Annotated in this window: 20 protein-coding genes; 10 read left to right on the top strand and 10 right to left on the bottom strand. The window is 49.7% G+C overall.

The window, feature by feature from the left end:
- The first annotated feature begins 25 nt into the window (after nucleotides 1-25).
- Nucleotides 26-718, top strand: a complete 693-nt coding sequence (locus tag QUE65_RS04610) for a fumarylacetoacetate hydrolase family protein (protein ID WP_286282212.1) — start codon at nucleotides 26-28, stop codon at nucleotides 716-718.
- Between the two features lie 4 nt (nucleotides 719-722).
- On the opposite strand, the gene QUE65_RS04615 is transcribed toward QUE65_RS04610, so the two are convergent.
- From QUE65_RS04615 to QUE65_RS04625, 3 genes are read right to left on the bottom strand one after another with little or no spacing between them, the layout of a single operon-like run.
- A complete protein-coding gene (locus QUE65_RS04615; RefSeq protein WP_215372289.1) occupies nucleotides 723-1,106 on the bottom strand; it encodes a DUF2237 family protein in 384 nt (127 codons plus the stop codon).
- Nucleotides 1,107-1,116: 10 nt separating this feature from the next.
- Nucleotides 1,117-1,902 (bottom strand): enoyl-CoA hydratase/isomerase family protein, encoded by a 786-nt coding sequence (locus QUE65_RS04620; protein ID WP_286282213.1) that lies wholly within the window; start codon nucleotides 1,900-1,902, stop codon nucleotides 1,117-1,119.
- A complete protein-coding gene (locus tag QUE65_RS04625) occupies nucleotides 1,899-3,125 on the bottom strand; it encodes a CaiB/BaiF CoA transferase family protein (protein WP_286282215.1) in 1,227 nt (408 codons plus the stop codon). The genes QUE65_RS04620 and QUE65_RS04625 overlap by 4 nt, the downstream gene beginning before the upstream one ends.
- Before the next feature lie 60 nt (nucleotides 3,126-3,185).
- Here QUE65_RS04625 and QUE65_RS04630 point away from each other — a divergent pair, with 60 nt between their 5' ends.
- From QUE65_RS04630 to QUE65_RS04645, 4 genes are read left to right on the top strand one after another with little or no spacing between them, the layout of a single operon-like run.
- Complete coding sequence (locus tag QUE65_RS04630; protein ID WP_215372292.1) at nucleotides 3,186-3,344, top strand: DUF5993 family protein; 159 nt, start codon at nucleotides 3,186-3,188, stop codon at nucleotides 3,342-3,344.
- Nucleotides 3,341-3,904 (top strand): disulfide bond formation protein B, encoded by a 564-nt coding sequence (locus tag QUE65_RS04635; protein ID WP_286282218.1) that lies wholly within the window; start codon nucleotides 3,341-3,343, stop codon nucleotides 3,902-3,904. Before QUE65_RS04630 ends, QUE65_RS04635 begins: the two co-directional genes overlap by 4 nt.
- A 6-nt stretch (nucleotides 3,905-3,910) precedes the next feature.
- The gene (locus tag QUE65_RS04640; RefSeq protein ID WP_286282219.1) at nucleotides 3,911-4,876 is read left to right on the top strand and encodes a Bug family tripartite tricarboxylate transporter substrate binding protein; all 966 of its coding nucleotides are present in this window, start codon (nucleotides 3,911-3,913) and stop codon (nucleotides 4,874-4,876) included.
- A 59-nt stretch (nucleotides 4,877-4,935) separates the two neighbouring features.
- On the top strand, nucleotides 4,936-5,400 hold the full coding sequence (locus QUE65_RS04645; protein WP_286282221.1) for a glycine zipper family protein: 465 nt from the start codon (nucleotides 4,936-4,938) through the stop codon (nucleotides 5,398-5,400).
- Nucleotides 5,401-5,403: 3 nt separating this feature from the next.
- On the opposite strand, the gene QUE65_RS04650 is transcribed toward QUE65_RS04645, so the two are convergent.
- The 5 genes from QUE65_RS04650 to trxA form a co-directional block, all read right to left on the bottom strand.
- Nucleotides 5,404-6,795, bottom strand: a complete 1,392-nt coding sequence (locus QUE65_RS04650; protein ID WP_286282223.1) for an MATE family efflux transporter — start codon at nucleotides 6,793-6,795, stop codon at nucleotides 5,404-5,406.
- An 8-nt stretch (nucleotides 6,796-6,803) separates the two neighbouring features.
- Nucleotides 6,804-8,522: an ArnT family glycosyltransferase gene (locus QUE65_RS04655; RefSeq protein ID WP_286282224.1), complete on the bottom strand. Its 1,719-nt coding sequence runs from the start codon at nucleotides 8,520-8,522 to the stop codon at nucleotides 6,804-6,806.
- A gap of 99 nt (nucleotides 8,523-8,621) precedes the next feature.
- On the bottom strand, nucleotides 8,622-8,999 hold the full coding sequence (locus QUE65_RS04660; protein WP_215372302.1) for a type B 50S ribosomal protein L31: 378 nt from the start codon (nucleotides 8,997-8,999) through the stop codon (nucleotides 8,622-8,624).
- A gap of 120 nt (nucleotides 9,000-9,119) precedes the next feature.
- Nucleotides 9,120-10,382: a transcription termination factor Rho gene (gene rho / locus QUE65_RS04665; RefSeq protein WP_215372303.1), complete on the bottom strand. Its 1,263-nt coding sequence runs from the start codon at nucleotides 10,380-10,382 to the stop codon at nucleotides 9,120-9,122.
- Between the two features lie 264 nt (nucleotides 10,383-10,646).
- The gene (trxA, locus tag QUE65_RS04670; protein ID WP_215372305.1) at nucleotides 10,647-10,973 is read right to left on the bottom strand and encodes a thioredoxin TrxA; all 327 of its coding nucleotides are present in this window, start codon (nucleotides 10,971-10,973) and stop codon (nucleotides 10,647-10,649) included.
- 122 nt (nucleotides 10,974-11,095) lie between these two features.
- On the opposite strand from trxA, the gene QUE65_RS04675 reads away from it, so the two are divergent.
- Nucleotides 11,096-13,948, top strand: coding sequence for a PD-(D/E)XK nuclease family protein (locus QUE65_RS04675; protein WP_286282227.1), 2,853 nt, complete (start codon nucleotides 11,096-11,098; stop codon nucleotides 13,946-13,948).
- Entirely contained in the window at nucleotides 13,945-17,463 is a 3,519-nt protein-coding gene (locus QUE65_RS04680) for a UvrD-helicase domain-containing protein (RefSeq protein ID WP_286282228.1), read from the top strand. The genes QUE65_RS04675 and QUE65_RS04680 overlap by 4 nt, the downstream gene beginning before the upstream one ends.
- On the opposite strand, the gene QUE65_RS04685 is transcribed toward QUE65_RS04680, so the two are convergent.
- Complete coding sequence (locus QUE65_RS04685) at nucleotides 17,460-17,915, bottom strand: RidA family protein (protein ID WP_215372311.1); 456 nt, start codon at nucleotides 17,913-17,915, stop codon at nucleotides 17,460-17,462. The genes QUE65_RS04680 and QUE65_RS04685 overlap by 4 nt on opposite strands.
- 145 nt (nucleotides 17,916-18,060) lie before the next feature.
- On the opposite strand from QUE65_RS04685, the gene QUE65_RS04690 reads away from it, so the two are divergent.
- Both QUE65_RS04690 and QUE65_RS04695 read left to right on the top strand, forming a co-directional pair.
- Nucleotides 18,061-18,423, top strand: coding sequence for a c-type cytochrome (locus QUE65_RS04690; RefSeq protein ID WP_286282229.1), 363 nt, complete (start codon nucleotides 18,061-18,063; stop codon nucleotides 18,421-18,423).
- 17 nt (nucleotides 18,424-18,440) lie between these two features.
- Nucleotides 18,441-18,782 carry a c-type cytochrome gene (locus tag QUE65_RS04695; protein ID WP_286282433.1) on the top strand — a complete coding sequence of 114 codons (342 nt, stop codon included), beginning with the start codon at nucleotides 18,441-18,443 and terminating at the stop codon, nucleotides 18,780-18,782.
- 44 nt (nucleotides 18,783-18,826) lie between these two features.
- Here the strand turns inward: QUE65_RS04695 and QUE65_RS04700 are convergent, their stop codons facing one another.
- Nucleotides 18,827-19,465, bottom strand: coding sequence for a GntR family transcriptional regulator (locus QUE65_RS04700; RefSeq protein WP_215372314.1), 639 nt, complete (start codon nucleotides 19,463-19,465; stop codon nucleotides 18,827-18,829).
- Nucleotides 19,466-19,616: 151 nt separating this feature from the next.
- Here QUE65_RS04700 and scpA point away from each other — a divergent pair, with 151 nt between their 5' ends.
- Nucleotides 19,617-21,794 carry a methylmalonyl-CoA mutase gene (gene scpA, locus QUE65_RS04705; RefSeq protein WP_286282231.1) on the top strand — a complete coding sequence of 726 codons (2,178 nt, stop codon included), beginning with the start codon at nucleotides 19,617-19,619 and terminating at the stop codon, nucleotides 21,792-21,794.
- The last annotated feature ends 2 nt before the right edge of the window (nucleotides 21,795-21,796 follow it).

Here is a 21,796-nt window from a genome sequence, read left to right on the forward strand (position 1 = left end):
CTCTTCATTTTCTTTCTTACTATCTATGACCACACAATTTATTATTTCCGCTCCAATCACACCCTCCTTGCCCGTTGTCGGTGATAGCAAGCGTTTTCCAGTCAATCGGATCTATTGCGTTGGTCGTAACTATGCCGATCATGCGCGTGAGATGGGGCATGATCCCGATCGTGAGCTGCCATTCTTTTTCATGAAGCCCGCAACTGCAATCGTGACCGATGGCCAAGCGATGACCTATCCTGCATTATCAAAGGATGTGCATCATGAGCTAGAGATGGTGGTTGCTATCGGGAAAGGTGGATCCAATATCTCAGCGGATCATGCTTTAGATCATGTATGGGGCTACGGACTGGGTCTTGACATGACCCGTCGCGATTTGCAAGGGGAAGCCAAAAAAATGGGACGTCCTTGGGATACTGGTAAAGCCTTTGATCAGTCTGCGCCATGTTCAGCCCTCGTACCAGTTAGCCAATGTGGCCATTTATCGAAAGGCCGTATTTATCTCACCGTAAACGGACAGGTGAAGCAAGACGGTGATCTCGCCATGATGATCTGGAATGTGCCAGAGACGATTGCCTATCTATCCACACTCTTTACCCTCATGCCTGGTGATTTGATCTTCTCAGGAACGCCTGCAGGGGTTGCTGCGGTTCAACGGGGCGATGTATTAGAAGGCCATGTTGACGGCCTACCCGTGCTTCACACCAAAATTGTGTAAGGCTTTAAAGCTCCGATTGATTCTCGAGCGCAAATAACTTGAGTGTATCAAAGTCCACATGATCAAGTGCATTGATGTGGGTACTCTCCAGTTTAATCAGTGGCGCGCACCCATTGGCTAGGGCTTCTTGCCAGCGGGTAATGCACAAGCACCATTGATCGCCTGCTTTGAGCCCCGGAAAGTTCCACTCCGGTCTAGGGGTGATGAGATCATTGCCCTGCTGTTCGCTGAACTCCAAAAACTCGTCGGTCATGATGGCGCACACCAAATGCAAGCCAACATCGTGTTCATTGGTCTTGCAGCAGCCATCCCGAAAGAAACCCGTAAGCGGATCAAACGAGCAGGGTACGAGTGGCTCACCAAAAACATTACGCACAATCTCAGGCATTGATCTCCCCTTACTTTCCTTGCCATTGAGGAGGACGGCCCCCTAAGAATGCTGTCACACCTTCTTTAAAGTCTGCACTGCCATAAACCTCTGCAATTAGATCGTCACAATTGGGTAAGGCGTTTCCAATGACACGTGCCAAAATTAATTTGGATGCCTTTTGTGTGATTGGTGCAAGGGCAGCTAATTGCTTGGCAAGATCGAAGCTAAGCGCATCCAGTTCGTCAGACTCACCCGTTTTATATACAAATCCTTGTGCAAGAAGCTCTTGTACGGAGATCAACTCAGCAAGCAAAAGCATTCGCTTCACAATCGCCACTCCCAAATGGGCAGTTAACCAAGCAATATTACTTGGCGATAAAGTATTACCCAAGGTGCGTGCAATGGGTACTCCAAATTTAGCGTTTGGTGTGGCTATCCGAAAATCACATAAAGCCGCAATCGCTAAACCGCCCCCAACCGCGAGTCCATCAATCACTGCGATCGTTGGCATGGGTAGCTGTTGGAGCGGTCCTAAGTAGTGATCAATCATGCGCTCGTAGTGAATGCCATCGGCGCCAACTTGAAATGATTGAAATTGCGCAATATCGCTACCGGAGACAAAGGATTTGCCACCAATCCCTCGCAAAATGGCAACACGTACCGAGGGATTTTGAGAGAGCTCCAAACAAATCGTACGTAATTGCTCATACATCGCCTGCGTCATCGCATTGCGAGCTTTGGGATGATCAAAAAACAGATGTGCGATCGAGTCCTTAATCTCGTAATACACCCTGGCGTTTACAGAATCGATCATGCAGCAAATGCTCCCTGGGTTCGCAGTGACTCAATCTGCGCCGATGTAAAACCAGCTTCCTCCAAAACCTCTTGGGTGTGCTCACCCAACAACGGTGGATGACGCCGAACTTGCTGAGGAGTCCCTTGCATCTTGACCGCAAAGCCAATGTTCGGAACTTTACCTTCGAGCGGATGATCAATCTCAATCTTCATTTGGCGATGTTTGCCATGCTCACTCTCAAAAGCCTGTGGGTAGTCTAAAATGGGACCCGCCGGAATACCCTCGGCTAACATCAAATCAATCCACTCGTTTGCATTCTTTGTCACAAAGGATTTCTCAAGGTCAGTGATTAAGTTCTCCCGATGACCGAGTCGTCCAGCAATGGTTTGATAGGCAGGATTTTGTAAAAGATCTGGGCGGGCTAAGATCGTACAGAGTTTTTGCCAAAGCTTGTTATTGGTAGCGCCCATCACAAAGTACCCATCTTTTGCTTTCACAGCCTGATAGGGGGCAGTCATGCGATTTGCTGTTCCTAAGGCAACGGGTGGTTGACCGGTGCCCCAGTACTCCGAAGTATCCCAAATTGAGAACGCTAACGCGGAGTCAAATAAGGACGCATCAATGTATTGACCTTGACCGGTATTCTTCGCACCAATAAAGGCAGACAATGCGGCGTAGACCGCAAACAAAGCACAACCAATATCAGCAACTGGAACACCGGCTTTCACGGGTTTGCCATCGCCATGGCCAGTGACGCTCATGACCCCGGACATTGCCTGTGCCATTAAATCAAAACCGGGACGTTCTGCCCATGGGCCACTTTGGCCAAAACCCGAGATGCTGACATACACCAAAGCGGGATTAATCTTGCTCATCACCTCGTAACCAACGCCAAGGCGTTTCATGACCCCAGGGCGGTAGTTCTCCACCAAGATATCGGCATCCTTGGCTAATTCAAACAAAATTGCCTTGCCCGCATCAGACTTCAAATTAATCGCGATACTGCGTTTGTTGCGATTCATATTCAAAAAGCCCATGCTATCGGGGCCTTTCATCTTAAAGCCCATAGCACCGCGGGTTTGATCACCCGAACCTGGTGGCTCGACCTTAATGACATCGGCACCCATATCGGCAAGTAGCATGCAGCAATAGGGACCGGCCATCACTTGACTAACATCAAGAACCTTAACGCCCGCGAGCGGTAAGGGGCGATTGGGCTGGTGTGCAGAAGAATTCATCATGGCATTCTAAACACAAAACCATTTTTCGTTTGTGCATACCAGTCTATTAAAATAAGCATCATGTACATGTTTTTACCCTTTGCGATCGCATTACTAGCCGCCATCTTCATTTGGTTCGAAAAGCGTCTACTTGGATTACTGTTTGCATTGGCTAGTGCATTGATTACGGCAGCCTGGTTCATGCATCATGCCTCCGATAAACTGAACATCAGCTTATGAGTCAGTTCACCTTACCATCGCTTAGTGGCATCGGGAACATTGCTCTCCTACTGGTCATTAATTCGGTACTAACCTTGGCTTTTCTCGATCAGTTCATCAATCATGATCTGCCATGCCCCCTATGTATCTTGCAACGAATGGGCTTCACCTTAATTGGGCTAATGTTCCTATTAAACATTCGTTCCGGTGCACAATCTGCGCATTACGGATTTGCAATTCTGTTTGCAATCTTGGGCTTATCGGTCTCCTTGCGGCAGGTACTTCTCCATGTTGCTCCGAGTGATCTCGGTTATGGCGATACCTTCTTTCATCTGCATTTTTATACCTGGGCCTTCGTTGGATTTGTCTCTTTGATGATTAGTATTGCAATTCTTTTAATCATCCCCGATCGCGGCACCCGCAGTCGTCACTGGTTAGCGCAGTTTGTATGTGTATGGTTCATCCTCCTGTTGGTGGGCAATCTACTCTCCACTTTATCGATTTGTAGTTTAGGTCCTTGCGCAGACAATCCCCTGAACTATGCCGGTATTGAGCAACTGCGTCAGTGGCTTGCTAAGTAATCGATTTTGAAACGGCTCATCTTCGTTTGTGCACTCGCGTCTTGCTTGCTTGCGCCGGCTCAAGCGGAACGTGTCTGGCCACGCGAGACCATCCGAATCGTAGTTAGTTTTCCTCCAGGTGGCGCACCCGATACCCTAGCACGGGTTCTGGCAGAGGATTGGCAAAAAACCCTTAATGTGCCGATTGTTGTTGAAAACCGTCCTGGGCATGGCGGCAATATTGGAGCCGATCTCGTAGCCAAAAGTGCGCCGGATGGCTACACCTTGCTCATCGGTACGGTAGGGATTCATGCGATTAATGGTGCGCTCTACGAAAAACTCTCCTATGACCCGATCGCAGACTTCACGCCGATCAGTTTCTTGGCAAGCACGCCCAACGTCTTAATTGTCAGTAAGCAACTTGGTGTGCAATCACTCAAGGACCTCATTGCTCTTGCCAAAGCAAAACCCGATGAGCTTACTTTTGGATCGTCAGGAACGGGTACCTCAATTCATATGTCTGGCGAGCTGTTTAAGGAAATGGCTGGTGTGCAGATTCGGCATATTCCTTACAAGGGCAGAGCACAATCCTTGCCTGATCTGGTGAGCGGTCGCATCTCGATGCTCTTTGATAATTTGGCGTCTGCACTACCTCTCATTAAAAGTAATGAAGTGCTTGCTTTGGGTGTCACCACGCTCAAGCGCTCACCCTCAGCTCCAGAGATTCCGACACTTACTGAGCAAGGATTGAAAGGATTTGAGGCGATATCCTGGTTTTCGCTGATGGGCCCAGCAAAGTTACCGAGAGATACGCAGATGCGCATCAATCAATTGACCCAGCAAACCCTATCCAAGCCAGAGGTCAGAACACGACTAATGAGTGGCGGGCTAGAGCCAAACCCGGGCAGCCCCGAGGATCTTGCTCGGTATATCCAACTCGAATCCAATAAATGGCGCAAAATTGTTCAGCAATCTGGAGCAAAAGCGCAATGATGTCAGCCAAACCGATGTGAGATGCGTTAATTACTCAGAGATAACTACCGGAGCATTCCATGCGACTTCAGGCCCTTCAATTCATCCTCATTAGTAGTCTTGGCGTCGGCCTACTCACTGCTTGCGTATCGGCACCCACTGGCCCCACGATTACCGTCATGCCGCGTGAAGGAAAGTCCTTTGAGGAGTTTAAAAAGGACGATGAGGAATGCCGAAGCTTTGCAGCCCAATCCGTTAAGGATGGCAATACTGCCGCTTTAAAAGAAGGTGCCATCAGCGCTGCCACCGGCGCAGCCATTGGTGCCGCAGCTGGAGCCCTCTATCAAGGTGGAAGCAGCACCAATGTTGGTACTGGTGCAGCGATCGGTATGGTGGGGGGTGCAGCGGTTGGAGCCATGGGCGCTGCCAGTAAAGAATCGCAAGCCCAAACTCAATACAACACCGCCTATCAACAGTGCATGTATACCAAGGGCAATCAGGTACCCGGATTCAAACCGGTTGGTGAGTTTAAGAAGATTCAGTGAGAACTACACCGTTACTGGCGGATTCACTTTTTTGTAATACGCAGCTGTCTTTCTAAATATCCACAGCAGGAGTGCAGCTGCAATGGCTAAGCTCACACTGTTGGCAATCCAAAATCCATTGACCCCTTGAAGGATTTGGGGAGTATTGCCGAGAACATTAAAGCCGAGCAGGTAACCGCCACCAAGGCCAACACACCAGAGCGATCCCGCATAGACCAGCATCGGTAAAAACGAGATGCGATATGCTCGCAAAATAAATGCTGCAACCACTTGCACCGAATCAACTAATTGGTAGAAGCAAATGAACAAGAAGAGGGGCGCCGCTAATAATTTGACATCGGGTGTCGGGTCGTAGAGATCGAGCAGTTGAAAACGAAACACCCAAACAAATAAACCAATCACAATGCATAAGCTGCTGGTAAAAATTACCGATGACCACCCAATTTCTTCAGCGCGTTGCTGACGACCAGCACCAATCGATTGTGCGACTAAGGTCATGGTTGCAATCGATAGGGAAAGGGGCACCATATAAATAACAGTGCCGAGATTGGCGACGATTTGATGTCCCGCCAGCGTAGTGGTACCAAAGCGTGCAATAAATAGCGACATGAAGGTAAATGAGGTTACTTCGATAAAGTAACTCAAGCCAATTGGTGCACCTAAGCGTAAGAGGGTCCAGATCCGATGCCAGTTTGGCCAGCTAAATTGCGCAAAGAGCTTAAACGGTTTGTAAAACCCGCCCGAGATAACAATAATGAGGGTAGCGAAAAACCATAACCAATTAATGATGACGGTAGCTACAGCACAGCCAGGACCACCCATTGCGGCAATACCAAAGCCACCATAAATAAATAAGGCATTAAGCGGAAACTTAAGACCCAAGCCGACCAATTGAACAATCGTAATAATGCCGGGTCTAGACACAGCATTATGAAACGACATCAAAACTCGCATACCCATGCTAGCTGGCAATCCGAGAGCCAAGATCTCAAGGTAGAGGCGTGCTTTATTTTCTAGACCCGCTTCAACCTGTGAGATGCCGAGTAAGAGATCAGCGTTCAAAAGGATTAGGGTGCCAAGCACGGTTAAACCAAGTGCTAGCCAGCCTGCCTGACGAACCTCTTCACCAATTTCATTAAACCGTTTTGCACCAAATAGTTGCCCTGCAATTGGGGTGAGGGCAGCAATTACCCCCGTGAGACCAACGTAGATGCTGATATAAATTGCAGACGCCATGGCCAAAGCTGCCAAGTCCTCGGAGGAGTAGCGAGCTGTCATTGCAGTATCCAATACCCCAAAGGCAATCACCGCTAGTTGGCCAACCAGTAGGGGACCCGCTAATTTAATGAGTTCAGGAACATCGTCTCGCAATCGCGAGATCCGGAAAAATGCCATGCGTCGACTTACTCGGGAATTACTTCATATAAGCGTAAACGCTCATCACGATCGGCAGCGCGTCGATCTTCCCAAAGAAGTTTGAGCTTCTTGTCATGCAGCGCAGAAAACGCGGATGCCGTACTGGCATTGTGCGTTAGAACATAAGGGCACGTTGGATTATCGGCCAAGGGTAAGCGCGTGAAGTAACTAAATGATGCCAATTGGGCCGGACCTAAATTACTGGTATCGATGCAAGTTGCATTGGCAGGTGCTGCCTGCACCAGACGCTCAGCAACAAAACGATAGGTCTTCGCGTAATTGATGGTGGGTAACCATAAGGTCATTAGCAATACCCACATCAGGGTGGTGCCAGATGCCGAGATAATCAAGCACCGCCAAATAACTTTGGGGGCACGCGAGGTTCGCCACTGCACGACCCAGAGCCAAAGAAAAGTAATGCCAAGGGCAATCACAAGAGTGATCCAACTGAACTGAACCTCAAAGCCTGGGATGTAACGCGCCACGTTATTGGCGGTACTAGCAGGGATGCCCGTGGTCTTCGCAAACCAAATGAGCCAAATTGCTACCGCAATGATCGTAAAACTCAACATTGCAAACCAGTCAATAAAGCTAATCACGCTACGACGCAAAATGGGTAGACTGAAGGCGGCCAAGATGGCCATTGGCGGAATCAGAATAATCAAATCATGTTCGTTCGCATTCACCCGAAACAACACATAAACAAGACCAGCCAGCAAGAGACCTAATGGAATGCATAAATGCGGGGCACGCCAGGCGCCCGTATCCTCATGCCGTACCCAGTGAGCAAGCGATACTAAAGCGAGAGGCCATACTGGCCATGCATATGCCCAAAAATTGACGCCCATAAATTGCAAGGAGTTCCAGGCAATATAACGATGCATGGGTGGAGTCTGGGCCCACGCCTGAAGTGCTAATTCTTGGGTGGATGGGGAGACTGCAAAGAGTTGCCATAGCATGGGCCAAATACCAATACCCACGATGGCAATGGCAAGCGAACTCAGTGTCCAATGAACTTGCAGTTTCACCTTGCAGAAAAAAACAGCTGATGCAATTGCTATGGCAATGAGCGCAGTCAACGCCCAATTACTCGAGAGCCCTAAAAGCACTAATCCAAACCCAGTCCAAGCGCCGCCCTGCCAAGGTTTATCCAGGCCACGAATGGTGCCATACATCACAATCGATAGCCCCATGAGTTGCGCCATCATGGGTGTGGTTTCGTGGGTACGCTGAGCAAGACCCACGCATGCTAAAAATATGAGTAGTGCCCCATCGGCGAGAGTCATTCCGTAATCGCGTGTATTGGGCTGGCCACCCAGTGCAAAACTCATGGGTTGAACTTCTTTGCGACGACCCAATAAATAACAGGCATACCAAATGGCAATTGCAGCACCAAAAAAGCAGAGCGCTGAGTAAAGGCGCGCAGCATTCGTGTCGCCAATCCATGAACCAAATAAATCCATAAAGCTTGCACCTAGCCAGTAGGGCAGCGGTGCCCCCATGGATTGCTCACGTCCGGATAGTGATGGGATGAGCCAATCCTGCCAAGAGCCAGTATGCAGATGCCACATGACACCAAACCCAATCGAGTCTTCATTTTTCCAGGGATCGCGGCCAAAAAGACCAGCTAGGCCATAAACGATTGTGAGTGCAAAAATCACAATCCGGGGGATGGAGGCTGTGGCAGCGGCAGTCAGTTTGACCATACTAGTTCATCGTATCCCTGAATACTACGTTGATCCACATTCCCAGAAATGACAAAGGCAGCGCATGCTGCCTTCGGTAACACAAACCACGTATGGTGATTACTTCGCTTTCTTAGCAGCCACCTTCTTTGTAGCCACTTTCTTAGTAGCAGGCTCAGCTTTCTTGGTTTGCGCATCCTTAGCCCGCTTTTCAGCAGTCTTTGCAGCGCCATCGCCAGTTGCCTTAGCCGCGGCTTTGCCACCAAACTTTTGACGAAACTTCTCAACACGACCAGCGGTATCAATAATCTTCTGGGTGCCCGTGAAGAAAGGATGCGACTCCGAAGAAGTTTCAATCTTCGCTAGAGGGTACTCTTGACCGTCTTCCCACTTAATCTTTTCTTTGGTGATGATGGTGGAGCGGGTCTTGAAGCTGAAGTTGTTGGAAACATCTAAAAACACAACTTCGCGGTAATCGGGGTGAATGCCTTGTTTCATAATCAATATCCTTGGAACGGGTAGCCGTTGTGCGTCACGCGTGATCCCACAATACTTGCCCAGGGTTTAATACAGCAAAAGCGAGATTATGCCACAAAATCAACGCTTAAGCTCTAATCATTAGCCGCCTCGGCGCATCAGCTCAAAGAACTCCGCGTTATTCTTGGTGGACTTGAGTTTATCGACAATGAAGTTCATGGCCTCGATCTCGTCCATATCGGCTAGGAGCTTACGCAAGACCCAGATTTTCTGGAGGTTTTCAGGCTTGACAAGCAATTCCTCACGGCGAGTACCCGATTTATTGAGGTTAATGGCTGGATAGACGCGACGCTCTGCAAGACGACGCTCTAAATGAACCTCCATATTGCCCGTGCCCTTGAACTCTTCGTAGATTAAATCGTCCATGCGGCTACCGGTCTCGATCAGCGCGGTTGCCAAAATCGTGAGCGATCCACCTTCCTCAATATTACGAGCAGCACCGAAGAAACGCTTAGGGCGCTGCAAGGCATTGGCATCTACACCACCAGAGAGCACTTTTCCGGAGGAGGGCACTACCGTGTTATAGGCGCGAGCTAGACGTGTAATCGAGTCCAACAAAATAATCACATCTTTTTTCATTTCCACTAAACGCTTAGCTTTCTCGATCACCATCTCAGCAACTTGAACGTGACGGACAGCTGGTTCATCAAATGTGGAGGCAACCACTTCACCACGGACCGAGCGCTGCATCTCAGTAACCTCTTCAGGACGCTCATCGACGAGCAGAACAATCAAGATGGCGTCTGGATAATTTTGGGAGATTGCATGGGCCACATGCTGCATCATCACGGTCTTACCTGACTTCGGTGAAGCGACGATCAGACCGCGCTGGCCAAAACCAATTGGCGAGATCATATCGATAATGCGACCGGTTAGATTCTCTTCAGCCTTGATATCGCGCTCGAGAGCAATATTGCGATTGGGGTGAAGCGGTGTAAGGTTCTCAAACATGATGCGATTTTTGAGATCCTCTGGCGCCATGCCATTGATCTTGTCCACCTTCACTAAAGCGAAGTAGCGCTCACCTTCCTTGGGGGTGCGTACTTCGCCTTCAATGCTGTCACCGGTGTGTAAATTAAAACGACGGATTTGCGCAGGTGAGATATAGATATCATCGGGAGAGGCCATATACGACGACTCGGGTGAGCGTAAAAATCCAAAGCCATCGGGCAACACTTCCAAGACACCATCGCCAAAAACTTGTTCACCAGCCTTAGCGCGCTTTTTAAGAATAGCAAACATGAGTTCTTGTTTGCGCATCCGTTGAGTATTTTCTATCTCGAGACCAGCGGCCATTTCGAGAAGTTGGGAAACGTGAAGTACTTTAAGTTCAGTTAATTGCATGATGTGTGCTTAGGATGAAACAAGAAAGGAAAAGAAAATGGAGGGTGCCGATCGGCTAAGAAAAACGATAAACGGTTACAGCGTTAGATAAATAAGTCGTTTGAAGTTGGGATAAAGTTTGTGGAGGGCCGGATATAGACCGTCATTGAAACTAGATACTACACTAAAAAACGGCAAAACACGTAATTTTTGGGACTGATGAGGGCTAAAACGGGTCAGGCTCGAGTAGTGAGCCTGACTCCGACCATACTAAAACCGATTTAATTACAGATTGCTATCAATGAATGCCGTTAGTTGGGATTTGGCGAGAGCGCCTACTTTTTGAGCAGCAACCGTGCCATTTTTGAACAAAATTAGTGTTGGAATGCCCCGAATATTGAACTGGGCGGGAACGCCTTGGTTCTCATCAACGTTCATCTTCGCAATTTGGATGCGATCGCCATACTCGGTCGAGAGCTCTTCCAAAATGGGTCCGATCATCTTGCAAGGACCGCACCATTCGGCCCAGAAGTCGAGGAGAACGGGTTTGTCAGACTTGAGCACATCTTGTTCAAACGATGCATCACTAACGTGTTTAATGCCGGCACTCATGAAAATTCCTTATGGTTTAAATGGATGAAATTGCTCATCAAAGGGCAATTCCAAACCCTATATTATCAATAAGCCACGATTCATGCCAAAATCCCGCCCCAGCCCTAAGCGAACCAGTTGCTATGCAAACGCATTTGATCATTCCGAACCATGACGCATTAACGCAAATGGCTCAGAAAATCTGGGCGATTGCGGCAGCAAGTAATGAGCGCCCCTTGGTGATTCTGCCCACTGCAGGACCCAATCTGAGTTTGCGTTTAGCGTTAGAGGCAAATCGCGCCTCTAACACAATGCCATTACCTGAAGTGCACAGTCTCGCCGATTGGCTGGCACTCGCTCCAAATGGCTTGCACTTACCAATGCCACAATCGCACACGGAACGGATCTTGCAAACGTATGCCACGATGCAAACGCATCCTAATTTACGGGCTTGGTTTACAGCAGAGGGTGAGGGTGGTGCCTGGAGTTTGGCAAGTGCGATCGTCAGTGCCTGCGATCTTTTATCGCAAAGCGTGCTTCCCCAGCTCGCTTGGAACATTGAGCAATTGGATCTCGAACAAGGGATCGAGCAGGTACAAAGCAAGCTGACCCAAGCGATCACAGAGGCGTATCCCCGACTAGCCCAAGAACTGGTTACGAAAGAATCCGCGGTTCTCTTGGCCTACTGGCGCTATCTCAGTTCCGAGCGCGATCCCATCATGACTCAACACCTCGCACTGGTATCGCATCTGCATCAATGGAAAATGAATCCAGAGACGCGCCGACCACTCATTTGGATAGAAACCATCGAAGAGAATGAATCGCAAGCGCGCTCTGATGAGGGGTTTCTTGGCCATTGCGAGGCGTTCATCCCGGTGCACCGTTTTGTGATGGATTGGAACTCGATTGGTCTGTGGCCCGAGACCATGGATACCCATGCATCTAAGGACGAGCAATTGCAAATCAATCGCTCTGCGTTACTTGAAAAACACATGACGTGCCTGAGCGCAAAACGTTTTGAAGACCTTGCTTGGGAAGCAACGCGTTGCATTGAGAGCCATCTTCTTGCTGGGCGCACTCAGATTGCTCTTGTGGCGCAAGATCGTTTATTGGCACGCCGCACGCGTGCCTTGTTAGCCCGTTTTGGATCCGGCTTATCGATCGAAGACGAAACTGGCTGGAAACTCTCGACCACCCGTGCAGCCGCAGCACTTCATGCATGGCTTGAGTTATTGCGCTCGCCACCACAGGGGCCAAGCGCCAACACCTTACTTGAGTTCCTCAAAAATCCATTTCTGGATATCAGCCAATTGTTTGAAACCACACCAAACGAGATCGCAGTACTGATTGGTGAACTCGAAGGTATGTTGCTCATCAAGCAGGCAAGAGCCTCGTGGGTCAGTTTCTATTTGGCCATTGAAGCAGGAGCAAGTTCTGAGTACGACCCTCGCTTACATCGTCTCTTGCAATCAATCCGAAAGCGAGTCAGCCTTTGGCAGGGGCGTGAGATGCAAAACCTGCTGTGTGCGAGAGCCCTCGAGCAGCTGCAAGACGATCTATCGCACTTTGGGATGCGTGATCAATTTGAGCGCGATGCTGCAGGCTTGCAGTTACTCGCCATGCTCGATAAGCTGGGTTTAGAGCAAAGCCGGCTACCGTCACTGCGCATGCCTCTTGCCGAATGGGTTATCTTTTTAAAGACTCGAATGGAGGAGGAGGTTTATCGCGAGCAGGGCAGTGATGCGTTGGCACGCGTGACCATCTTGCCACTGAGTGCGACACGATTGCGCCGCTTTGATGCCATTGTGATGGTCGGTTGCGATGAACGCCAATTACCGAGTTACAGCGAGACCCCGCTGTTCTTTTCAGAGACCCTGTGCCAGACTCTTGGCGGCACAGATATGGCTTGGCAATACCGACAACAGGCACGCGATCTTTCTCAACTCTTTGCCTCCTACTCCTACATTGATCTTTTATGGCAAAGCGAGGGAGCTAGCGGTGAGCCCCTGCGAGCATCGCCTTGGATCATGCGTTTGCAAGCCAATCTGCCGCAACTTGCAACGCGCGAGGCCAATCGTTTTGCACGATCGGCCGTAGCCAGACCCATAGAAATGTCGCAAGCAACCCGACTTGATGGATTGCCCATGCCGACTCGAATGAGCCCGAGTGCGTATCGGGCGTTACGCGCCTGTCCCTATCAATACTACGTTCGCAGCCTTCTTGGTCTTCGAAAACGCAAGGACCTCGATGAAGCGCTCGATGCATCGATGCTGGGTCAAACCCTGCATCAAATCCTGCGTAATTTTTTCCAAGAACTAAAAAGTACCGAGGCACGCGATGCAAAACGCATGAGCGATTTGGAGTTTCGAAAAGATTGGATGATCACGCACCTCATGCACGCTTCTGAGCAAGGCTTTAGTCGATTACTGGAGGGTGATCAGCGCATCGTCGGTCAGTTGCGCGATTGGCAAAAACAAATTCCTAGTTTTGTGGAGTGGCAACTTGAGCGCGAGTCACAGGGTTGGCGCTTTCATGATGCCGAACGCAAACTTGGCTTTGAGTTCAATTTCTCCGACGAGCATGGGCAATTCCATCAGATTCGAATTGAGGGTTACGCCGACCGAATCGACCAACAACCGAATACCTCATTACTCTCGATCCTGGACTATAAGAATCAAAGTCGTGAAAAGGTCATGGAGCGCAGTACCCAACTCATGGACGATCCCCAGTTATTGCTCTATGCCGAAGCCTTATCTGCACAAGGCCCGATTGATCAGCTTGATTGGGTAGCGCTGAAGATGAACCTCAAGAAAAAAGATGCAAGCAAGCGCTCAGTCACGATCGCGGAGATCCCTCTGGCCATGCAGCAGCTTCATGCGCAATTGCAAAGTGATCTGGGGAGCGTCTGGTCTGGAGGTGCCATGCGAGCTTTTGCCCCTGAGAGCACGTGCCGTTATTGCGATGCCCGCGGTATTTGCCGAAAGGGGATGTGGTGAGCGCTCAGCAATCACTTAATATCTCGATCGTCTGTGATCCACAACGCTCGGTCGTGGTCTCTGCGTGCGCGGGGAGCGGAAAGACCTGGTTGCTGGTTGCACGCCTTGTTCGTATTTTGCTATCCGGTGAGTCGCCCCGATCCATTTTGGCTCTGACCTTTACGCGTAAAGCTGCCCAAGAAATGCGCGAGCGTCTTTATCAGTTGTTGCAATCCTGGACTACCTTTAGTGATCCCGAGATTATCAAAGCGCTTGTGGAACGAGGGCTTGATGCTGAGGCGGCACAAACGCAACTGCAAGCAGCGCGAACCCTTTATCCACGTTTACTTTCAAACCCCCATACCGTATCGATTGATACCTTTCATGGCTGGTTTGGGCGCTTACTGGCTGGGGCGCCAGTCTCCATGGGGGCTCAGTCTGGATTTACGCTGCGAGAGGATGCAAAGCGTTTGCAAGAGGAGTGCTTAGAGGATTGGTGGGCCTCAATGCCTAGCGACATTTTGCAACAGTACGAGTATTTGATTGATCAATTGGGTTCAGCACAGGCTAATCAATTTTTGTTTGGAACCCATGGGCTCGTGCAGCAAAAGGGTGCATGGGTATTTTTCAAGAAAGCCTGTGAAGCTCGCGGTGAATGTGTGACGCAGACCTTACGTAAATGCTGTAACACGCTTTCTCAACCCAATCCTTTATTCACAAAACTTCAAGAAAGTACCGCAAGCCTTGAGCTTAGGATGCTGCACGACGCCTTCTCTAACGGCGGCGTTCGGGATCAGCAGGGACTTACGGAGTTGAGTGGAGCATTGGACGCCCTTGAGCAACAGCAATTGGATAAAGCACTTCATCTACTGATCCCTGTTTTTATGACGCGCGATGAGCTGCCAAGGTCTCGCAAAGATAACGATGCTGCCTCGAAAGCGATTCAGACATATTTAGAAGGACAGAACTACGATCTCAATCGATTTATTGCTATTCGGCAAGCGTGGGCTAGCGCATGTGAACAGTATGTCGAATGGCAATCTCAGCAACAGGCCTTAGCACTGAATCAAGCGTGGTTTAGCATCGGCACAGCCATGCTAGAACACATTGAGCGTGCCAAGGAGCGTATGCGCGTTCGTGATTTTGATGACCTAGAACTTGGTGTCGCACAAATGATCTCTGATCCCCATGTTGCGGCCTATTGGCAAGCGCGTTTGGATGCACGCTATCGCCATATTTTGATTGACGAGTTTCAAGATACCAATCCCTTGCAATGGCAAATTTTGCGATCTTGGCTTGCAGCCTACGGTGAGGATCATCAGAAGCCAAAGGTATTCATCGTCGGCGACCCCAAGCAATCAATTTATCGCTTTCGTCGTGCGGACCCTCGATTATTTACAGCCGCTACGCATTTTTTACAAAAGCACGATCAGGCTCACCTCGAACAGCAAAATACGACGCGTCGTAATGCGCCTGCGATTGTAGAAGCGGTCAACCGTATTTTTACCAGCGACCGAATTCCTAAAGCGTATCCATTTCAGATTCAGAAGACGCTGTGGCATGCCCCAGACATTCCCAGCCATGCAAACCTTGCTGAAGGCGAGGCATACCGTTTGCCATTGATCCCAATCATTGATGAGCCGCAGGCCAATGCACGGGATAACGCCTTGGCGATGCCCCATCTTGATCGCCGCGAGACCGGAGCAAAACAGCAACGATTATTAGAAGGGCAGCGACTTGCGCAATTAATTGATACGGTGATGCGTACCCGCTTAGTGCTTGATGAAGTGGTTGACCCGAGTCATCACCAGCAACGTAACCATGTTTGGCGACCGGCTCGCCCCGGAGACTTCTTGGTTCTCGTCAAGCGCCGTCAATACCTCCCCGAGTATGAAGAAGCATTGCGCCACGCCAATCTATTGTTTGAGAGTCCACGCTTAGGTGGTTTACTTGAGACCCTGGAGGTTGATGACCTGATCGCCTTACTGACCATTTTGAGTAATCCAAATCATGATCTTGCCCTTGCACAGATCTTGCGCAGTCCCTTGTATGGCATGAATGAAGCACAGATGCAAACGCTCTCGGAGTTGGTTCAAAGTAATCGCGGTTATCGCAATTGGTGGGAAGCCTTATCGCACGCCAACGATCATCCATATGCGGACGTCTTTTTAGGTATCGCGCAGCAACTGATGGCGTGGATGGAGTTAGCGAAACATCTCCCAGTGCATGATTTTCTCGATCACGTCTATTACTCGGGCGATATTCGTTGCAAATACGCCAGTGTTTGCCAGCCTCGAGACCGGGATCAGGTCTTAGCCAATTTAGATGCGTTTCTAGAGCTCGCTCTAAATCTTGACGGCGGACGTTATCCCAGCTTAGGACGATTTATCTCTCAACTTAAACAGATGCGTCGTGGTGATCAAGATGAGACTCCTGATGAAGGTGAGATGCGCGGTCAAGTGCCTCTGGATGATGAGGGCGATGATGTGGATGAAGGGGATTTTGATCTGGACACCCACTCAATCGCCCACCGCCAACAACGGATTCGCTTAATGACTATTCATGGTGCGAAAGGATTGGAGGCTCCGTTTGTAATCATCCTGGACTGCAATCACACTGCCATCACAAACCCGGGGCGCGGCGTATTGCTGGACTGGGATCCTGATCATGAAGCGCCAAACCATCTATCCATGTTCACGAAACTGAGCTTATCCAAAGCCCGTGAAGAATTGGTAGAACAAGAGAAACAGATTGCTTTGCATGAGAACTGGAACCTTCTCTACGTGGCACTCACTCGAGCTAAGCAGGGACTGTGGTTGAGTGGAGTAGAGAGTGCGCGTCATCGGCAGCAGGGCGGTTTGGTACCTGATAGTTGGTATGAGCGTTCATGCGAGGGGCAAGTTCCAGTCTTCACAGAACTCGAGGAAGCATCAAATGCCCAAACGCATTCAATCGCCTCGGAACCGTTCAGCGCAAGCGAGATCTCATTTGACTTCCCAGATCTGGTCTTGACGTGGCACGGCACACCAAGCACCTCTTTAGAAACCCAGGCCTTAGGCATCGATGAGCAGCGACGGATGCAAGAGGGCGAGTGGTTTCATCAGATCCTTGAACGGATTACGCCGTCGCAATACCGCATGGCGGACGCAATACCAGACCCTCAATCGCTTGCGAGTCGATTGGGTATCGACGAGGTCAGTGCGGAGCGAACCATCAAGCGCGCCCACTCGGTTTTTACTAGCCCTGAGTTAAGCTCACTCTTTAATCCTGAGAGCTATCGCAATGCCTGGAATGAGCTTGATGTGGTGAGCGAGGATGGGCGATGCTTACGGATTGATCGATTGGTTGAGTTTGATCACGAACTTGTTGTCCTTGATTACAAGCTTAGTATCCCAGAACAAGCGGATCCTCTGTATACCCAATATCAACAGCAGCTCGGACGCTATTGCCAAGCAGTACGAAAACTATTCCCCAACAAGCTTGTACGCAGCCTTTTGATCGATTCACGGGGCCGCGGTGCTAATTTATTGAATTAGATCTCGACAATCATTTCAATTTCAACGCAAGCCCCCAACGGAATTTGCGCAACCCCAAACGCACTGCGGGCGTGCTTACCAATCTCACCAAATACCTCGACGATGAGTTCAGAACAGCCATTCATCACCAAATGCTGCTCAGTGAACTCAGAGCTTGAGTTAACAAGACCCATGACCTTAACAATCCGACGAACGCGATCGAGCGAACCGAGGTGAGCATTGAGAGTTGAGAGTAAATCAATCGCGATGCTGCGCGCAGCCATCTGACCCGTGGCGGTATCCATATCAAAACCCAATTTACCCACCCATGGTTTGCCATCGCGTTTGGCAATATGGCCCGAAAGAAATACCTGATGACCGCTTGTGACAGCCATGACGTAGGCGGCGGCTGGTGCACCAGGGCTGGCTAGGGTAATTCCTAGGTCGCTCAGTTTTTGGGAAATGACGCTCATGAAACTCCTTCAAGGAACGGGGTTAAATCCGAAATCATCGGACAAGCCTTTAGTATATGGAGATGACAAAAATACCTGACACAATTCGCTGTCCGCTATACTTCAGCCTACAAAATATTAACCATTTTGCAACACGATCACGCACATGAACAAAGCCATCGTTACTTCGCTCGGCGCTGCAGTATTCGCCAGCTTATTTTCCCTCACTGCCCATGCCCAAGAAACTAAAGGCTCTGCGAAAGCAGGCGAAGCCAAAGTCTGGATCTGTGTGGGTTGCCATGCCATCAACGACTACCGTGCCGATTGGCCACAGGTCTACCGAGTTCCCAAGCTAGGCGGCCAAAATGCAGATTACATTGCTGCTTCGCTTAAAGCCTACAAATCGGGTGAGCGTAAACATCCGACGATGCGTGCGATTGCTGGAAGCTTGACCGATCAGGACATGGCTGATTTGGCCGCTTACTACTCGGCTCAAACCCCAACCTCTCCCCGTAATCCCTTAAAGTAATTGGAATCGAGAACATGATGAAATCCGCTCTGATCCTAACCTTGCTGAGTGCCTCAATTGGTACAGCCTTTGCCGGAAACGTTACCAAAGGCAAAGAACTAGTAGAAAAGAATAATTGCGCTGCCTGCCATGGCGCTGGCCTCAAGGCTCCCGTTGCTGCGGCTTATCCAAAAATTGCTGGTCAATACGAAGACTATTTGTACTATGCCTTGAAGTCTTATAAGGTGGATGGCAGTTCCTTAGTGGGTCGCAATAATGCCATCATGCAATCGCAAGTAAAGCAATTTAGCGATAAAGATCTAAAAGATATGGCTGCGTACATCGCATCCATTCCAGGCGATCTGATCGTAAAAAAGTAGAGCACCACTGCTTAATAAAGGCCTCCAGGAATATGGAGGCTTTTTTATTTAGCAGCCTCTAAGCCATGAGCAAGATGCGTACGCATGGCCTGCTCTGCAGCAACTGGATCGCGCTTGAGGAGGGCTTTTAAGATCTCACGGTGCTCGCTTAAGGATTGTTGCAAACGACCTGTGCGCGATAAAGAATCCTTGCGTTGCAGTTTTAGAACCTTACGAAGATCAGCAATCACGCTGGTCATCCATGGATTGGCCGCAATGGCAATAATGCGTTCATGAAAACGCACATTGGTATCAAAAAATAAATCGAGGTTGCGATCGGCCGCGGCTTTCTCAAGCCGCAAGTGCAGATCATCTAAGGCATTCAAATCACTTTCTTTAGCCTTGGTGGCGGCCTCCTTGGCAGCCTCACCTTCAAGCAGGGAGAGAACCGTAAAGATTTGCTCGAGATCGCCACGATTGACTTCTGTGACGTAAGCACCACGGCGCAGTTTCATGGTGATCAACCCCTCAGCCGCCAATACCTTAATTGCTTCGCGCATGGGGGTACGGCTAATCCCAAATTCTTTGGCCAATGATTGCTCGTCGATCCAGGCACCGGGTGCTAAGTGGTGAGCAAAAATACGGCTGCGTAGCTGGTCTGCTACTTCTTCATACAGCGGCCGTGATGATAGTAATTTGCTCATTTATATGTAAGTGCTTGTTTATTAAGTAATTATTTTAACCTAACTACATTTTTGAATTCATAATTATGTATTCAATTCTATGGACAAATCCATAAAAGTCAAGCAAAATAGTAAAAATATCAATGCACATTCAGGCACACATGGGGCGCTTATGACGAAGAACGCATCACAACCCAGCGGGCAGTGGCCAACTGCAGCAGATCAATCTCTCGAGCAATGGCAAAAAGCAGCCAGTAAATCGGCTCCAAACGGTAACCCGGATGCCCTGGGATGGGACACACCGGATGGCATTCATCTCAAGGCGCTCTATACCAAGAACGATCTTGAGGGACTGCCCTATGTGAACTCACTTCCCGGGTTTGAACCCTATCTGCGTGGACCCCAAGCCACGATGTACGCGGTGCGCCCATGGACGATTCGTCAATATGCCGGATTCTCAACGGCCGAAGAGTCCAATCGCTTCTATCGCAAAGCCCTCGAAGGGGGTGGACAAGGGGTCTCGGTGGCATTTGATCTCGCCACGCATCGGGGCTATGACTCGGATCATCCCCGCGTTGTCGGCGATGTTGGTAAAGCAGGGGTTGCGATCGACTCAGTAGAAGATATGAAGATTCTGTTTGATGGTATCCCGCTCGACAAAATCTCGGTGTCGATGACCATGAACGGTGCGGTCTTACCAGTCTTGGCAGGTTATATCGTGGCTGGTGAAGAGCAAGGCGTGAAGCAAGAGCAATTGAGCGGCACGATTCAGAATGACATTCTCAAAGAGTTCATGGTGCGCAATACCTACATCTACCCACCTGGACCTTCGATGCGCATCGTCGGTGACATCATTGAGTACACCGCAAAGAATATGCCCAAGTTCAACTCGATTTCCATCTCGGGTTATCACATGCAAGAAGCTGGAGCGAATCAAGCCCTCGAGCTGGCATTCACACTGGCCGATGGCAAAGAGTATGTAAAGACTGCCTTAGCCAAGGGCTTAGATGTGGATGAGTTTGCTGGACGCTTATCGTTCTTCTTTGCCATTGGTATGAACTTCTATCTGGAGGTCGCCAAACTGCGCGCAGCACGAATGCTGTGGTGGCGGATCATGAAAGAGTTCAACCCCAAGAACCCGAAGTCATCGATGTTGCGCACCCATTGCCAAACCTCTGGCTGGTCGCTCACCGAACAAGATCCCTATAACAACGTGGTGCGTACGACGATTGAAGCGATGGCCGCGGTCTTTGGCGGAACACAGTCCCTGCACACCAATTCATTTGACGAAGCGATTGCCTTGCCCTCGGAGATGTCCTCCCGAATTGCGCGCAATACCCAATTAATTTTGCAAGAAGAAACTCATATCACGAGCGTGGTTGATCCGTGGGCAGGATCGTTCATGATGGAGAAACTCACCCAAGAGATGGCCGATGCTGCCTGGGAAATTATTTTGGAAGTGGATCAGATGGGCGGCATGACCAAAGCTGTGGAAAGTGGTTGGGCCAAACTAAAGATCGAAGCGGCCGCTGCACAAAAGCAAGCCAAGATTGACTCCGGGTCGGATGTGATTGTCGGTGTCAACAAATACAAACTGCAAGAGGAGGGCTTAGTCGATGTCTTGGTGATTGATAACGATATGGTTCGTAATAATCAAATCGCTCGCTTAAAGGACATCAAGGCTAAACGCAATCAATCGCAGGTTGACAAAGCTTTGGCTGATCTAACAGCAGCAGCCGAGAACAACACAGGTAATTTATTGGATTTAGCGGTCAAAGCAATTCGTTTACGCGCAACGGTGGGCGAGGTGTCGGATGCTTTGGAGAAAGTCTATGGGCGCCACCGTGCCGATACGCAAAAGGTGACCGGAGTGTACGCAGCCGCATACGATTCAGCCGAAGGATGGGAAAAACTCAAAGTGGAGATCGCTGAGTTTGCTAAAGAACATGGACGCCGTCCGCGAGTCATGATTGCGAAGCTTGGACAAGACGGACACGATCGGGGTGCCAAAGTGGTGGCGACCGCCTATGCCGATCTGGGCTTTGATGTCGATATGGGACCTTTGTTTCAGACACCAGAGGAGTGCGCGCGCCAAGCCATTGAGAATGACGTGCATGCTTTGGGTATTTCTACCTTAGCAGCGGGTCATAAAACCTTAGTACCCGCAATTGTGGCGGAACTCAAAAAACAAGGTGCTGATGACATCATTGTGTTCGTTGGCGGTGTGATTCCACGACAAGATTACGAGTTTCTGTATGAGGCAGGCGTGAAGGGCATCTACGGACCTGGTACGCCGATCCCAGCGTCAGCAAAAGACGTGCTCGAGCAAATTCGGAACAACCTACGCTGAGC

Source organism: Polynucleobacter sp. HIN8, assembly GCF_030297615.1.
Lineage (GTDB): Bacteria > Pseudomonadota > Gammaproteobacteria > Burkholderiales > Burkholderiaceae > Polynucleobacter.